Origin of the sequence: Mesorhizobium sp. GbtcB19 (assembly GCF_019091085.1) — a bacterium.
Taxonomy (GTDB): domain Bacteria; phylum Pseudomonadota; class Alphaproteobacteria; order Rhizobiales; family Rhizobiaceae; genus Mesorhizobium.
In genome coordinates, this window is sequence record NZ_JAGXJY010000027.1 from 51,845 (window position 1) to 67,490 (window position 15,646).

Consider the following 15,646-nt stretch of genomic DNA (forward strand, 5'->3'; position numbering starts at 1 on the left):
GTGGGCTGTGGAGCAGAAGAATGAGCACCGCGCAGGGCCGCGAAACGCCTGCCGTCCAGGCGGGCGTGGCCGAAGTCGATGTGGCAATCGTTGGCGCGGGTCTCGCCGGAACCGCGCTCACGCTTGCCCTGGCCAAGACCGGCCGCAAGGTGGCGCTGGTCGATCCGCATCGCACCCATCACGACGAGTTCCGCGCCGAGAAGATCGGCATGGCGCAGATGCTGCTGTTCGAGAAGCTCGGCCTCGGTCCGGCCATCAAGCCTCTCGTGACGCCGATGACCGACATCCATGTTTTCCGCCTTGGCCAGCTCTTCCGGCGCGAACGGGAATGGGAGTTCGGCTTTTCCTATGGCCCGCTGGTCAACGGCCTGCGCGCGGCTTTGCCGCCGGAAGCGCCGCTGACGGTAGGCAAGGTTGCGGAGGTCTCGACCGGACCGGACCGGCAGCGCCTGGTGCTCACCGACGGTTCGATCATCGATGCCCGCCTGCTGGTGGTCGCCACCGGCTACAGCGAGGCGATACGGCGCGCCATCGGCATGGAGCGGATCGAGGAATCGAAGGCGCATTCGCTGTCGCTGGGCTTCGACCTTGCGGTCACGCCGCGGCAATCTCCCTACCCGGCCGTCACCTGCTATGCCAGGAATCCGGCGGATCGCACCGCCTATCTGAGCGTCTTCCCGATCGGCAACCGCATGCGCGGCAATATGTTCGGCTACCACACGGTGGCCGATGCGTGGACGCGGGATTTCCGCGCGAACCCGCAAGAGATGCTGCTCGAGATGATGCCGGAGATCGCCGCGCAATGCGGCAATTTCGAAATCGCCAGCCCGGTCGAGGTGCGGCAGGTCAGCCTGACGACCACCATGGGCCATCGCCGTGACGGCGTGGTCGTGATCGGCGATGCTTTCTGGACGACCTGCCCGACGCCCGGCGTCGGCATCAACCGGGTCATGACCGATGTCGACCGGCTTGTCTCGACCTTCATTCCCGAATGGCTCGAAACACCCGGAATGGCCGCCGACAAGATCTGCGCCTTCTATGACGACCCGACCAAGATCGCCACCGACGGATCGGCGATGCGCTCGAGCATCTACGCCAAGCGGATCACCATCGAGACCGGCATGGAATGGCGGCTGCGCCGGCTGCGCAACAACACCGCGCGCCAGTTGATGATCCTCGGCCGCAAGATCAGCCAACGCGACGAATTGCGGACGCCGAGCGCGGCGTAACGGAAAAGCCCAAGGCCCCCCTCCGCCCGCTTCGCGGACACCCTTTCCCCCCGCTCCGACGGAGCGCGAGGAACCCAAGCCTTCGCATGCGGGCATTGGCTGTGTCGGTCGCGTCGCCCTATCTTGAGACTCCAACGAGGATGATGACCATGACCCTTGTCAGGGCGATGACGCGCAACGATCTGGCGGCGGTGTCACAGCTGCTCGGCCAGTCCTGGCGGCGGACCTATGCGCCGATCATGGGCGATGAGGCCGTGGCCCGGCTTTCCGACGAGAAGCATGCGCCGGACAAGCTCGCGGCCGAGCTCGACGACGAGAACAAGATGTCCTTCGTCGCCGAACGCGCCGACGGCTCGATCGCCGGCTACGCCATGGCGGCGATGGATAAGAAAGGCGACGTCTTGCTGGACCGGCTCCACATCGAGCCGCAGGCGTTCGGCAGCGGACTGGCGGTCGACCTTTTGCACGCGGTGCTTGCCGCGCATGCCGGCATTCCCTCGATCGCGCTGGAGGTGATCGAGGGCAACGACCGCGCGATCGCCTTCTACCGCAAGTATGGTTTCGAGGTGGTCGAACGCCGCGACGCCGCGCATGGCGTCGGCGGGCACGCCTCGCTGATCATGCGTCACATGCTGCCGAGGGCTTAGGGGTGAAGCCTTCCACGCCGGCGTGAGGCCCCCCTCTCTGCCCTGCCGGGCATCTCCCCCTCAAGGGGGGAGATTGGCAGTTTCGGCGCCAGCGCACCCCTTGCAACGTTGGCGATTGGCGAAAGCCGGCGTGGCTTCTCCCCCTTGAGGGGGAGATGGCCGGCAGGCCAGAGAGGGGGCCTCGCGCCGACATACGGTCTGAGAGGTCCTAAGCCGCGGCCTGCCTCCTTAGCGCCTGCATGACGCTCTCCTCGAATGCGCCGGGCGCCCTGCCCGCCTCGGCCAGTTGGGCCGCGTCCCATCTGCGAGCCAGTCGACCCCCGGCCATCAGCACCGCGCGGCTGCAAAGCGCCGGCACCGCCTCGACCACGTGGGTCGAGACGATGGCGGCGTGACGCCCTGTCGCGCAGAGCGCGGTGATGATGCGTTTCACCTCCCAGGCCGCGACCGGATCGAGGCCGTTCAGCGTCTCGTCGAATATCAGCAGCGGCGGCTTGCCGAGAAGCGCTGCGAGGATCGCGACCTTGGCGCGCGTGCCAAGCGAATATTCGGCGATCGGGCGGTCGATCCAGCGGCCGAGGTCCAGCCGCTCCAGGAGGTCGCCGCGCGGCAAGTCGTCCGGAGCGCAGCCGCGGATCGAGGCGACGAGCTCGATATACTGGCGTCCCGAAAGCGGCGGCGGCAATTCATGCGGCTCGATGGCGAGGCCGAAACCGGCCTTGGCGCGCTCCGGCGCGGCGGCGAGGTCGATACCGTCGACCACCACGCTGCCGCTGGTCAGCGGGATCTGGCCGGTGATCGCCTTGAGCAGCGTCGACTTGCCCGAGCCATTGGCACCGAGCATACCGAGAATGCCGCCCCGGCGGAGCGCAAGATCGATACCCTGCACAACGGCGCGGCCGCGATAGCCGGCGCTGAGTTCCCTGACGACGAGGACTTCATCCATTGCGATACCTTTGTCGGGTGCGGTGCCACAGGAAGAACACCAGCACTGCCAGACCGATCAGCACGGTGCGGCCATATTCGAGCGTCTCGTAGGCGGCATAGGCGAGAGCGCTGGCGAAGCTCAGCGAGGCGACGAAGGGCGCGTTGAGAAAATAGGCGCCGAAGACAGCATAGGCGCCGTTCAGCACGAGCAGCCAAAGTCCACTCGCCATCGGCACTGACCAGGCCGTCGGCTCGGCCGCAAGCGCGGCGCCCGCCGGCAGCAGGAAGAAGGCGAGCGACAACTGCAGCGGCAGTTGCACCAGCCGCAGCCAGACGCGGGTGAAGCCGATAGGTGCGGTGCGCAGCACCGGCGAGCCGAGTGGCTGGCAGCGCAGGCTGAGCATGAAGACGAGAATCCCGCCGATCAGACCCGCGACCGCCGCAGGCCCGGCCGTCCGCCCGGCCAGGCTGGCCCATGCGCAAAGGATGGCGGCGGTCGCAAACACCAGGCAGGCGGCGGCCAGCCTCCATGACGGCCGCAGATGGCCGCCCGGCAGTTTCCAGGCCCAGCTGGAAAGCCAGCTCGGCCGCGCACGGTCGAAGCGGTGGAGCAAGGGGCCTCCACTCGGCGCAGCCTCGCTTCCTGTCTCGTCAAGGAGATGCTGTGGCCGTCGCAGGCGCCAAAGCGCCGTCGCGCCGTAGCTGGTGGCAAACAGCATCGCCGCGCCCAGGCCCCAAGCCGGCGCCAGCGGCTTTTCGATGACGGCACAGGTGAAGCTCGCCGAAACGCCGACCAGCAGCGCAAGCGGCGCGCCAAGCACGAGAGTCGCCTCGCCCGCCATGCGGCGACGCCGGTCAGGCGAAAGCGGCAGCGCCTTCAGGAAGGGCGCGTAGGCACGTTGAAGGCTAAGCCCGGACATGGCGTTGCCGACGAGCGCTCCGAGCACCGCCAAAGCGACCGGCACGCCAAGAACCCACAGAAGCTGGTCGTGCCGCAGCTTGGCCGCCGCGCCATGCAGGGCGAGCACGACATCGGCGATCGCATAGGCCAGCAGCCCGCCGCCGCCGAGCGCAATCCAGCCGAGATCGCGACGCCTTGTCGCCCGCAGGCCGGCGACCAGCTCGCGCCAGAGCAATATCAGGACAAGCCTGTCGTGCCGCATAGACCCGCGATTCCGTTCCTCACCCGCCAAGCAAGGCCGAGATTGTGCCGCCAATAGGGCCGATCGATGGACAGCAGCGCGAGCGTACGAACGATCGCCCCCCTCAAGCCGAGCGGCGCAGCATCAATTCGGCGTTGAGCAGGACGCGGGCGTTGTCGCGCTTGGCGGGCGGGGCTTTTTCGTCCAGCCGTTGCAGCAGGAGCTCGATCGCCAGGCGGCCGATCTCGTTGTAGTTCTGCGCCACCGTGGTGATCGGCGGGCAGGCATAGCGCGACAGAGGATGATCGTCATGGCCGGCGACGCGCAGGTCGCAGTCGGCGCCATGGCCGACCTTCAGGCCAAGCGCGTAGGCGGCGCTGATGACGCCGAAGGCGATGCGGTCGTTGGCGCAGAGCACCGTTCCGGTCGGGAAGCCCGACCCCTTGAGGATGCGCAGCGCCTCGTCATGGCCGAACTTCTCGAAATCCCAGGAACCGGCTTCCTCGACCGCCACGATCGACGGCGTCATCTTGAACTCGCGCATGGCCTCGACATAGGCCTCTTGCCGCGCCGAAGCGTTGTTGTTGACCAGCGGCATGGCAAAGTAGCAGGGCGGCTCGCCCGAGCGGCAAAGATAGTCGACGATCAGCCGGAAACTCTGCCGGTTGTCGGTGCCGACGAAGGACGAGGTCTCGTCGAGCGGCGAGTCGACATAGATCAGCGGGATCGAGGCGCCGAGCTCGGCAAGCACGCGGTGGTGCGAGCGCACGCCGAGCGGGGCGATGATGGCGCCGGCGATGTTCATCGAGCGGAAGGTCTGGATCGCCTGGTCCTCCATCTCGGCGCGGCCGTCGGAGGAGAGCACGAAAGCGAGGAAGCCGGCCTCGTTGGCGATCATCTCGATGCGGCGCGTCAGCGCCATGTAGAACGGGTCGGTCGAATTGGGGACGATGACGCCGAGGATGTTGGAGCGGCGGCGGTTCAGATTGACCGCGAACATGCTGGGACGGAAATCGGATTTCTTCAGCGCCGCTTCGATGACGCTGCGCGTGTTCTGCCGCACCGAACCCGGATCGTTGAAGTATTTCGACACCGTGGTGCGGGACAGGCCGACAAAGGCGGAGAAATCCTCCATCGTCCTGATCGTCTTTGCCATCCTTGCGCCCCCGTCGGTACCGCCGTCACGACTGTCTACTTGAGTCACCGCTCGGCGCAAAGGCAGGCAATCGCGCTCTCCCGCTCAAGCCCCGGCCGAGAACTGGACCTTCATGGTCGCAGGATTGCCGCCCTTGGCGAAGAAAGGCAGCACCTCGCCGAGCGGCAGCCGGTGGCTGACCAGCCTGGCCATGGTGCCGTCGTCGCGGCTCAGGATTTCCAGCGCCTGCGGGATGTTGCGGTTCAGCGAATGCGATCCCGCCAGCCTGATCTGGCGGCGGAAGATCTCGAACGGGGCGACGGCGATCCGGGCGTCGGGCGCGCAGACGCCGAAGACCAGGGCCGTGCCGCCATCGGCGGTGAGGCCGATCATGCTTTCGACCACCTTGGCGATGCCGGTGGCGTCGGCGACGAAGTCGAAACTTTTCGCCCGCGCCGCCAAGTCCTGCGAACCAGACACCAGCGGCTCCAGCCCGAGCGAGGCGGCGAAGGCAAGACGCGGTTCGCTGATGTCGGCCACCGCCGCTTTCGCCACCCCGCTTGCCTTGAGCGACAAGGCCATCAGAAGGCCGATCGGCCCGGCGCCGAAGACGAGCGCATTGCCCGGCACGTGACCGCTCGCCCCTACCCCGGCCGCGCCGAGGCCGTTGAGCACGCAGGCGAGCGGCTCGGCAAGAGCCGCCGTCTCGAAAGCGAGATCGCCGATGGCGTGGAGATGATCGACGGCGACGAGGCTGTATTCGGCGAAACCGCCATTCTCGGTCACGCCGTAGGCTTTCAATGTGGCGCAGAGATTGGTCAGACCCTTGGCGCAGGCCGGGCAATGCCCGCACGGAATGTTGGGATCGACGGCGACGCGGTCGCCCGGCTTGAGCGACGCCACATCCTCGGCGACCGCTTCGATCGTGCCGGCATATTCATGGCCGGGCACCAGCGGAAACGCGCCTGAACCATAACGGCCGTGCAGCACATCGATGTCGGTGTGGCACAGCCCCGCCGCGCGCACCCGCAGCAGCGCGTGGCCAGGCCGGATTGCGGGCATGTCGAGCTCCGCCATGCCGGCAATACCGGCCGCGGCAAATCGGATGGCCTTCATCGTCATCGTCGTCTCCCTCGTAGATGAACGCCTCAGCTCATCCAGTTGCCGCCGTCGACATTGTAGGTCTGGGCGAGGATGTAGTCGCTGTCGGCCGAGGCGAGGAACACCGCGAGCCCGGCAATGTCCTCGGGCTGCGCGAAACGGCCGATCGGCACCGACTTCGCCACCGCGGCCTTCTTCTCGCCGGGCTTCAAACCTTCCCATTTGGCGAAATGGGCGTCGACAACCTCCCAATGTTCGCCGTCGACGACGCCGGGCGCAATGGCGTTGACGTTGATGCCATGCTTGACCAAAGCGAGCGCGGTAGATTGCGTGGCCGAGATGATCGCCGCCTTGGAGGCGCAGTAGAGCGTCACCAGCGCCTCGCCGCGGCGGCCGGCCTGGCTCGCCATGTTGATGATCTTGCCGCCACGGCCGCGCTCGATCATCAGATTGGCCACCGCCTTCATCACGAACAGCGGGCCCTTGAGGTTGATGCCGAAGACGCGCTCATAGCTCGCCTCGGTGATGTCGGTGATCGGCGCCATGTCGAAGATCGCCGCGTTGTTGACCAGGATATCGATGCCGCCGAATTCGCGATCGACCTCGGCCGCGACGCTCTCGATGGCGGCGAGATCGGTGACGTCGAGTTTCTTCGCGCTGGCAGCTGGGCCGATCGCTGCCGCCGCCCGCGTCGCGCGCTCGATGTCGATATCGGCGATCACCACACGCGCGCCTTCGCGCGCAAAAGCCTGCGCGAAACCGAGGCCGATGCCGCGCGCGCCGCCGGTGATGAGGGCCGTTTTGTCCTTCAGCTTCATTCCAGATTCCAATTCTTCCGCGTTTCGAAAATGGTGTCGGACGCTGGTGTCCACGAGGAACGCACGGACCCACCTTTGCTCAAGCAATTCCGAAGGAAGAAACGCCACGCGCTTCCCCTCGAATTGCTCAGGCGGATCCGCGCATCCTCCGGCCGGCCGCAAGGGAGTTCTGCGGCGGGCCGGATGGCCGGGAGGCGGCGCACGTTCCGCTTCCCGGCTTGCCTGTCCGGGGCTCGCTATTTGATGTAGCCCGCCTCTTCCATCGTCTTTTCGGTGGAGGCTTGCGCGCTGTTCAGCGCATCGTCCACCGACTGCTCGCCGGTGACCGCCGCCGCGATCGCCTGGCCGACCTGCGTGCCGATACCCTGGAACTCGGGGATGGCGACGAACTGGATGCCGGTATAGGGCACCGGGTCCTTGGTCTGCTTGGTCGGATCGGCGGATTCGATCGCGGCGAGCACCGTCGCGGCAAAGGGCGCCGCCTTCTGGTAGTCGGCGCTGGCATAGGTCGACTTGCGGGTTCCCGGCGGTGCCGCGACCCAGCCTTCGGTCTCGCCGACGCGCTGGACATAGCCCTTCGAGGTCGCCCATTTGACGAAGGATTTCGCCGTATCCGCCTTCTTGGTCGACGTCGGAATGGCGAGGCTCCAGGCCCAGCCCCAGGCCGACCCATTGGGCGTGACCGCGACCGGCGCCTTGGCGAAGGCGACCTTGTCGGCGACCTTGCTCTGCTTCGGATCATAGACGCGGCCGGCTGCGGAGGTGGCATCGATCCACATGGCGCAATGGCCCGACGCAAACAGCGTCTGGTTCTCGTTGAAGCCGTTGGAGCTGATGCCGGGAGGCCCGTCCTTCTTCATGGTGTCGACATACCAGCCGATCGCCTTCTTCCAGGCGTCAGAGTTGATCTGCGGCTTCCAGTTCATGTCGAACCATTGTCCGCCGAACGTGTTCACCAGCGTGCCGACAAAGGCCATGTTCTCGCCCCAGCCCGGCTTGCCGCGCAGGCAGAGCCCGTACTGTTCCTTCGATTTGTCGGTGAGCTTGCCGGCGAATTCGGTGATCTGGTCGTAGGTCGGCTGCTCCGGCATTTTCAGGCCAGCGGCGTCGAAGAGATCCTTGCGGTAGAGCGTGAACGAGCTCTCGGCATAGAACGGCACGGCATAGAGATTGCCGTCGACGGTCAATCCGCTGCGCACCGGCGCGATCAGGTCGTCATAGTCATAGTCGGCGCCGAGGTCGTTGAGCGGCGTCAGCCAGCCGGCCTTGCCCCAGATCGGCGTCTCGTAGCCGCCGATGGTCATCACGTCGAACTGGCCGCCCTTGGTGGCGATGTCGGTGGTGACGCGCTCGCGCAGCACGTTCTCTTCCAGCACCACCCAGTTGACCTTGTTGCCGGTCGCCTTTTCCCACTCGGGCGCCAGCTTCTGCATGATGATCATGTCGCCATTGTTGACGGTGGCGACAGTGATTTCCTCTGCGAGCGCGGCGCCCGCCATAAGCGCCGAGGCGGCAGTGGCCGCGGCGAGAATTCCCATAGACCTACGCATTGGCATTCCGTCTCCTCCTTTACGAATGCGCATGCAAAACTGAACATGCGTATATATTCTATTGCTCTACACGACCCCACAGTCAAGCCCCGTTGTGCGAGGCTTTGCGGTCGAACTTCGAAGCCATCTCCCATTTTGGCAGAACTAAAACCATCGCGCGCATTCGTAAAAGTGAACATACGTATAGTTTGTGTTGACATCGACACCGCCGCGATTTACCTCGAACGAAGTCCGGCGCTATCGTGGACTGCCGCGCACCGGCGACGGTCCGGCCAAGGGAGAAGGGATTCAGGAATGAGCCGAGGCGAGATCGCCGTCGAAGCGACAGGGCCGACGATCGTCGCCGGAGAGATCCTGGTCGAGATCATGGCGAGCGAGCGCGGCTTCGGCTTCCTCGAACCGCTGGCGCTGACCGGCCCCTACCCCAGCGGCGCGCCCGCCATCTTCATCGACCAGGTGGCGAAGCTCGGCGGTGGCGCCGGCATCATCGCCTGCGTCGGCCGCGACGATTTCGGCACCGTCAACCTCGAACGGCTGCGGCGCGACGGCGTCGACGTCTCGGCCGTCTCGGTCAGCGACCGCTATCCGACCGGCAGCGCCTTCGTGCGCTACAGGCCCGACGGCGGGCGCGACTTCGTCTACAACATCGCCGACTCCGCCGCCGGCCGCATCAGCCTGACCGCCGAAGCGCGGCGGCTGGCCGACGGCGCAGGCCATCTGCACGTCATGGGCTCGGCGCTGTCGATCGCCGGGCTGAAGGAGATCGTCGCCTACGCCGTGAAGGCGGTGCGCGCCCGCGGCGGCTCGACGTCGTTCGATCCCAATGTGCGCAAGGAGCTGATCGACTTAGACGGCGCGCATTTTGCGGCGCTGGTCGACGACGCCGACCTTTTGCTGCCCTCTGGCGAAGAGCTGCTCGCAGCGGCCGGTGTCGAGGACGAGCGGCAGGCGGTGGCGGCGCTGATTGCGCGCGGGGTCGGCGAGATCGTGCTGAAACGGGGGGCCGACGGTTCGACCCGCTTCGGCGCCGACGGCAGCCGCACCGACTGTCCCGGCTTCCTGGTCGAGGAAATCGACCCGACCGGCGCCGGCGACTGTTTCGGCGCGACCTATCTCACCTGCCGACGCAAGGGCATCGAGCCCGGCAAGGCGCTACTCTACGCCAACGCCGCCGGCGCGCTCAACGTGACGCGGCTCGGGCCGATGGAGGGGCTCGCCGGCTTCGAGGCGCTCGACCGTTTCATTGCCGGTGCGGATCGGGCCAAATGACGATGACGACCAATCTGCTCCAGGGCCTCGCCGCCGCTCGCCGCAAGGGAACGCCTTACGGCATCACCTCGGTATGCTCGGCGCATCCGCTGGTGATCCAGGCGGCGATGCGGCGCGCCGTCGCCGACAAGGATGCTACGCTGCTGATCGAGGCGACCTGCAACCAGGTCAACCAGTTCGGCGGCTATACCGGCATGACGCCGGACCTGTTCGTCGCCTTCGTGCACGAGATTGCCGGCCGCGAGGGGCTCCACCCCTCGCGTATCCTCTTCGGCGGCGATCATCTCGGACCCAACCCGTGGAAAGCCGAACCGGCCACGCAGGCGATGGCCAAGGCCGAGGCGATGGTGACGGCCTATGTCTGGGCGGGCTTCAGCAAGATTCATCTCGACGCCTCGATGGGCTGCGCCGGCGAGCCGGCGGCGCTCGACGACGAGACCATCGCCACGCGGGCCGCAAGGCTGGCCAAGGCGGCGGAAAAGGCAGCGCGCTCGCGCGGCGGCGCGATGCCGCTCTACATCATCGGCACCGAGGTGCCGGTGCCCGGCGGCGCCGACCACGCCATCAGCGATCTGAAGCCGACGGAGGCTTCCGCCGCGCGCCGCACCATCGACATCCATCGCGAGATCTTTGCCCGCGAGGGGCTGGAGGAAGCGTTCGGCCGCGTCATCGCCGTGGTCGTGCAGCCGGGTGTCGAGTTCGGCAGCGAGAATGTCGTCGCCTACCGGCCGGAAGCGTCCCGGCCACTGACCAGGCTGCTCGATACCGAACCGTCGCTGGTCTACGAGGCGCATTCGACGGACTATCAAAGCCGCGCCGCGCTGAGGGCGCTGGTCGCCAACGGTTTTCCGATCCTCAAAGTCGGGCCGGGCCTGACGTTTGCGCTGCGCGAGGCGCTTTACGGGCTCGACCAGGTGGCGTCGGAGATGGTCCCGGACTATGGCGAGCGTTCGCTGGCGCGGGCGATGGAGACGTTGATGGTTTCCGCGCCCGGCCATTGGAAGAGCCACTATCACGGCGACGACAAGCGCCTCTATCTGCAGCGGCATTACAGCTACAGCGACCGCATCCGCTATTACTGGAGCACGCCAGCGGCCAGTATCGCCGTCGCCAAGCTGCTCGACGCGCTGAAGGGTGTCGCCATTCCTGAGACGTTGATGCGGCAGTTCCTGCCCACGCTCGGCGCTGCCGGGGACCCGCAAGCGATCCTGCTCGCGGCCGTCGACCTGGTGCTAGCCGACTACGACGCCGCTTGCCACCCCGCCTGACGCTGGACGCTTTCTCGCGCGGCCCTATAACTTTAGCCGGATTGCAAATTCGGCTGGAGAGAAATGCATGAGCCTCGGCAAACAGAAACTTGGTAGCCAGGGGCTCGAAGTCTCGACCATCGGGCTCGGCTGCATGGGCATGAGCCAGTCCTACGGCCCGGCCGACGAGGCGGAATCGATCGCGACGCTGCACCGGGCGATCGAGCTCGGCTGCACCTTCCTCGACACCGCCGAGGTCTACGGACCCTTCGTCAATGAGGAATTGCTTGGACGCGCACTGAAAGGCCGGCGCGACCAGGTGACGATCGCGACGAAGTTCGGCTTCCGCATCGTCGACGGCAAGCAGTCCGGCACCGATAGCCGGCCCGAGCATATTCGCGAGGCGGTGGAGGCTTCGCTCCAGCGGCTCGCCACCGACCATATCGACCTGCTCTACCAGCACCGCGTCGATCCCGCCGTGCCGATGGAGGACGTCGCGGGCACGGTCGGCGAATTGGTGGCGGAGGGCAAGGTGCGCTTCTTCGGCCTGTCGGAGGCGGGCATCGCCAACATCCGCCGGGCGCATGCCGTACATCCGGTCTCGGCGCTGCAGAGCGAATATTCGCTGTGGGAGCGCAATCTCGAGCCCGAGATCATCCCGGCGCTGAAGGAGCTGGGCATCGGCCTGGTGCCGTTCGCGCCGCTCGGCCGCGGCTTCCTCGCCGGCGACGTCAGGCGCGCGGAAGACTATCCCGAAGGCGATTTCCGCCGCGGCGATCCGCGCTACCAGGGCGAGAATTTCGATTTGAATGTCGCGGCGGCAAGCACCGTGCGCGACATCGCCGACGCCAAGGGCGTGAAGCCCGGCCAGATCGCCATCGCCTGGCTGCTCGCCAAGGGTCCGGATTTCGGCATCGACATCGTGCCGATCCCCGGCACCAAGCGGCGGAGCTATCTGGAAGAAAACGTCGCGGCGGCGGACATCGCGCTCGACGCCACCGAGATGCTGGGGCTCGACATGGCGCTGACGCCCGACAAGGTGTCGGGGCCAAGGTATAATGAGCGGGCTATGGGGATGGTGGATCGGTAGGGGTCGAGGTCATCAGGACCATTGAACGTCGGCGCGAGGCCCCCCTCTCTGCCCTGCCGGGCATCTCCCCCTCAAGGGGGGAGATCAGATGTCGCGTGCGCTTTCGCCAATTTTCCACGTCTGAAATGATGGCCGGCGCAGAAGCCGCCAATCTCCCCCCTTGAGGGGGAGATGTCCGGCAGGACAGAGAGGGGGGCGAAGGAACTCGGCATATAAGGTTGGCACCCCCCTCACCCGCCCGAATGTGGATCGATGCTGTAGGGATGCACCGGATAGTCCGGCCCGATCGCCGCGCCGACCCGCTCCACCCAGGCTTCGACCGCCGGATAGTCGGCAAGCGAGAAACCGCAATCCTCGGCCCGATGGCCGTAGGCATAGACGGCGATGTCGGCGATGGTGAGCGTATCGCCGACCAGGAAAGGCGTGTCAGCCAAGCTGCGCTCCAGCGCGCCAAGCGCCCGCACGCCGGCCTCGCGCTTGCCGGCAACCAGCGCCTGGTTGCGCTCCAGCCGCCCGGTCAGCGTCCAGAAACGCAGCGAGCCGATGACCGGCTCGACATAATATTGTTCGAAGAACAGCCACTGCATCACCTTGGCGCGGGCAAGCCGGTCCGCCGGCAGATAGGGCGTGCCCTCGGCGACGAGAGTGAGGATCGCGTTGGACTCGGCGATCGCCTGGCCATTCTCCACGGCAAGCACCGGAACGGCGCCCGCCGGGTTGAGCTTCAGGAAAGCCTCCGTGTGGCTCTCGCCCTCGAAGATCGAGACCATGCGGGTTTCGTAGGCGACGCCGAGCAGGCCGAGCAGGACACGAATTTTCCAGGCGTTTTGCGACGGGAGGTAGTCGTAGAGCGTGAGCATAAATGGGTCCCCGGTTGGTGGGATTGAATTCGCATGCGGTGGTGAGAGGCGCCACCCGATTCAGGTGGGGGCTGCTCAACACGGAAAGGTCTACGCGAGGCCCCCCTCTCTGCCCTGCCGGGCATCTCCCCCTCAAGGGGGGAGATCAGCCCTCACGCCGGCCTTCGCTAATCGCTGGCGTTGCAAGACAAGCGCCTCGCCAAAGCTGCCAATCTCCCCCCTTGAGGGGGAGATGTCCGGCAGGACAGAGAGGGGGGCGATGGAACGCGGCCTTTCACACTGGCCGCATTCACCCTCACCGCCCCGCAATATCCTTCGCCACCGCCTGCGCCTCGATGCCGATTTCGCGCAGCAGCCCCGTAACCGGATTGTAGAAGCCGACGAGATAAACGCCGAGTTCGCTTGCCCGCGGATTCACCCCGCTCTTTGCCGGCCGCAGCTCCGCCGGCAGGAAGCCGTCGTAACCCGGCCGATAGCCGGTGGCGAAAATTGCCGCGTCGAACTTCTTCTCCACGCCATCGACGAATTTCACGCCATCCGCGCTGAAGCTTGCGATATCCGGCGCGATGCCGATGCGGCCGGCCTTGATCGCCGCCACCGTGCCGACGTCGATCACCGGAATGCGGCCGGCCTCGATCCCTTGCAGGATGCCCTGTTTCGGCCGCACGATGCCGTATTTCTCCAGCTTGCCCAGCGCCAGGTCGAGGATCTTTGGGAACATCCAGTCGTTCAGCGCCTGCGGCATCGGCCGGCTGGCGATGCCGACCATCTGGATCGGCACGCCGAACAGCTGGCGCGGCACGATGTGGACGCCCTTGCGCACCGAGATGGTCGGGTGGGCACCGCTCTCGGCAAGATCGAGCGCAATCTCGGCCCCCGTATTGCCCATGCCGATCACCAGCACGTCCTTGCCGACATAGGGTGCGGCCTCGGTATAGGCGGCGCTGTGCAGCACCTTGCCCTGGAAAGCCTCGATGCCCGGGAAGAGTGGTGTGATCGGCTCGGCATTGTTGCCGGTGGCGACGACGACCTTGCCGGCATTGAACGGGCCGGCATCGGTCTCGACCACAAGCTTCCCGCCCTCGCGGCGGACGGATTTCACCGTGACGCCGAAGCGCGGCTCCAGCCCGAAACGCCCCGCATAGGTATCGAGGTAATCGACCACTTTTTCGCGCGGGACATAGCGGGGGTGGGTTTTCGGGAACGGCACGAAAGGCAGCGAGGAGAAGGACCTCACCGTGTGCAGATGCAGCCGCCGGTAGTGCCGCCGCCAGGCCGGCGCAACCTCGTTGGCCTTTTCGAGAATGATAAAGTCCTGCCCGGCCTGTTTCAGGCAGGCGGCGACCGCAAGCCCGGCCGGGCCGGCGCCGACAATGACGACATTGGTATCCAACCGCTTTCCCTCCCGCCAAGACCGCAAAAGGCTATGACGGGAGGGGTTAGAGGGGCAAGTAGGTGGAAACACCCATGCTTCACCGCTTAGCACGGAGCGGAGCGCCGGCGCCCTACTCCATCGCGCCCGGCGCTTCGGGCTCGTCCTCGGGCGGTTCGAGTATCTCGATCAGTTTCGCCACGCGGGCGCCGGGCATGGCGTGGCCTTCATTGACCAGCGCCTCGTCGGCGCCGATCCAGGCGAAGGCCTCGCGCAATTCCTCGACGCTGGCGCCGGTGAGCGCGATGTCTGCGATGACGGCCTCGTCGACCGGTCCAAGCACGGAAATGATGTCGTTGCGGGTCATCTTGTCCTCCCCCATGGGTCGGGTGCCCAAGGAAACGGCTGAGCGGTGGAGCGGGTTCCGGAGGCGGTCGGATATGCTAGAGCGTGGAAATCCCCTCTCTTGCGATTTCTAACACTTAGCTTCGCTAAGATGTTGAAATCGCTTTCTCCCCCACAAGGGGGGAGATAGAACCGCGCTTCCCGCCCGCAATCCCACAGAGGCATCATGAAATTCGCCATACTGCTTGCCGCCCTGTCGCTTGCCTCCCCTGCCCGGGCCGATTGGAAGCCCATCGAGAAAATCGAGACCTATGCCGTCTCGGGCCAGACCGCCGAGCAGCTCTATGTCTCGATCGGCGAGAAGGGACCTGCGGTCGGCACGAATGGCAACGCGCGGCGCGTCATCGCGCATACTTTCTTCAAGCTGACCTGGCAGCGCGACTACCAGCCGCAAGGCAGCGCCTGCGTGCTGAAGTCGGCGCGGCCGAAGCTGGTCATCACCTACACGCTGCCGAAGCCGGCGGGAAAACTTCCGCCCGCCCTGCAGGCGCGCTGGGATACCTTCGCCGCCGGGCTGATCGCGCATGAGAAGGTGCACGGCGCCGGCATCGTCGACATGGTCGACAAGATCGTCGCCTTCAGCACCGGCCTCACCGCCGAGGACGATCCCGGCTGCAAGAAGGTCAGGGCGGAGCTGACGGCCTATCTCGACCAGCTCTCCAAGGCGCAACGCCAGGGCAGCCGCGACTTCGACAAGGTCGAGTTCGGGCCGGAAGGCAATATGCTGAAGCTGATCGCGGCGTTTTTGGGCGGGGGCTAGCGCTCTATCTCCCCCCTTTGTGCAGGGGAATCGCATATGGGTTTTTTGGGACTTGAAGTTGGCCTGAGAAGGGATTCTTTGGGCAGGCAGTCGA

Annotated in this window: 15 protein-coding genes; 6 read left to right on the plus strand and 9 right to left on the minus strand. The window is 66.1% G+C overall.

What is annotated here, in order from left to right; all coding sequences use genetic code 11:
* Window positions 1-20 precede the first annotated feature (20 nt).
* Entirely contained in the window at window positions 21-1,229 is a 1,209-nt protein-coding gene (locus KVT37_RS28945; RefSeq protein WP_217578435.1) for an FAD-dependent monooxygenase, read from the plus strand.
* 149 nt (window positions 1,230-1,378) lie between these two features.
* Window positions 1,379-1,876 (plus strand): N-acetyltransferase, encoded by a 498-nt coding sequence (locus KVT37_RS28950; RefSeq protein ID WP_217578436.1) that lies wholly within the window; start codon window positions 1,379-1,381, stop codon window positions 1,874-1,876.
* 208 nt (window positions 1,877-2,084) lie between these two features.
* On the opposite strand, the gene KVT37_RS28955 is transcribed toward KVT37_RS28950, so the two are convergent.
* The 6 genes from KVT37_RS28955 to KVT37_RS28980 form a co-directional block, all read right to left on the minus strand.
* A complete protein-coding gene (locus KVT37_RS28955) occupies window positions 2,085-2,822 on the minus strand; it encodes an ABC transporter ATP-binding protein (RefSeq protein WP_217578437.1) in 738 nt (245 codons plus the stop codon).
* Window positions 2,815-3,966, minus strand: a complete 1,152-nt coding sequence (locus tag KVT37_RS28960) for a hypothetical protein (RefSeq protein ID WP_217578438.1) — start codon at window positions 3,964-3,966, stop codon at window positions 2,815-2,817. The genes KVT37_RS28955 and KVT37_RS28960 overlap by 8 nt, the downstream gene beginning before the upstream one ends.
* A 103-nt stretch (window positions 3,967-4,069) precedes the next feature.
* A complete protein-coding gene (locus KVT37_RS28965; protein WP_254634326.1) occupies window positions 4,070-5,080 on the minus strand; it encodes a LacI family DNA-binding transcriptional regulator in 1,011 nt (336 codons plus the stop codon).
* 105 nt (window positions 5,081-5,185) lie between these two features.
* Window positions 5,186-6,196, minus strand: a complete 1,011-nt coding sequence (locus KVT37_RS28970; RefSeq protein ID WP_217578452.1) for a zinc-dependent alcohol dehydrogenase family protein — start codon at window positions 6,194-6,196, stop codon at window positions 5,186-5,188.
* Between the two features lie 32 nt (window positions 6,197-6,228).
* Entirely contained in the window at window positions 6,229-6,999 is a 771-nt protein-coding gene (locus tag KVT37_RS28975) for an L-iditol 2-dehydrogenase (protein ID WP_217578440.1), read from the minus strand.
* A gap of 236 nt (window positions 7,000-7,235) precedes the next feature.
* A complete protein-coding gene (locus KVT37_RS28980) occupies window positions 7,236-8,549 on the minus strand; it encodes a sugar ABC transporter substrate-binding protein (RefSeq protein WP_217578441.1) in 1,314 nt (437 codons plus the stop codon).
* A gap of 294 nt (window positions 8,550-8,843) precedes the next feature.
* Between KVT37_RS28980 and KVT37_RS28985 the strand changes: the two genes are divergently transcribed.
* The 3 genes from KVT37_RS28985 to KVT37_RS28995 all read left to right on the plus strand — a co-directional run bounded on the left by KVT37_RS28985 (window position 8,844) and on the right by KVT37_RS28995 (window position 12,155).
* Window positions 8,844-9,818 carry a sugar kinase gene (locus tag KVT37_RS28985; protein ID WP_217578442.1) on the plus strand — a complete coding sequence of 325 codons (975 nt, stop codon included), beginning with the start codon at window positions 8,844-8,846 and terminating at the stop codon, window positions 9,816-9,818.
* Window positions 9,815-11,086, plus strand: a complete 1,272-nt coding sequence (locus KVT37_RS28990) for a D-tagatose-bisphosphate aldolase, class II, non-catalytic subunit (RefSeq protein WP_254634323.1) — start codon at window positions 9,815-9,817, stop codon at window positions 11,084-11,086. Before KVT37_RS28985 ends, KVT37_RS28990 begins: the two co-directional genes overlap by 4 nt.
* 67 nt (window positions 11,087-11,153) lie before the next feature.
* Window positions 11,154-12,155: an aldo/keto reductase gene (locus tag KVT37_RS28995; RefSeq protein WP_217578443.1), complete on the plus strand. Its 1,002-nt coding sequence runs from the start codon at window positions 11,154-11,156 to the stop codon at window positions 12,153-12,155.
* Window positions 12,156-12,385: 230 nt separating this feature from the next.
* Here the strand turns inward: KVT37_RS28995 and KVT37_RS29000 are convergent, their stop codons facing one another.
* The 3 genes from KVT37_RS29000 to KVT37_RS29010 form a co-directional block, all read right to left on the minus strand.
* Window positions 12,386-13,015: a glutathione S-transferase family protein gene (locus KVT37_RS29000; protein ID WP_217578444.1), complete on the minus strand. Its 630-nt coding sequence runs from the start codon at window positions 13,013-13,015 to the stop codon at window positions 12,386-12,388.
* 295 nt (window positions 13,016-13,310) lie between these two features.
* Window positions 13,311-14,408: an NAD(P)/FAD-dependent oxidoreductase gene (locus KVT37_RS29005; protein ID WP_217578445.1), complete on the minus strand. Its 1,098-nt coding sequence runs from the start codon at window positions 14,406-14,408 to the stop codon at window positions 13,311-13,313.
* 112 nt (window positions 14,409-14,520) lie between these two features.
* A complete protein-coding gene (locus KVT37_RS29010; RefSeq protein ID WP_217578446.1) occupies window positions 14,521-14,754 on the minus strand; it encodes a hypothetical protein in 234 nt (77 codons plus the stop codon).
* A gap of 204 nt (window positions 14,755-14,958) precedes the next feature.
* Between KVT37_RS29010 and KVT37_RS29015 the strand changes: the two genes are divergently transcribed.
* Window positions 14,959-15,552, plus strand: a complete 594-nt coding sequence (locus KVT37_RS29015) for a DUF922 domain-containing Zn-dependent protease (RefSeq protein ID WP_217578447.1) — start codon at window positions 14,959-14,961, stop codon at window positions 15,550-15,552.
* The last annotated feature ends 94 nt before the right edge of the window (window positions 15,553-15,646 follow it).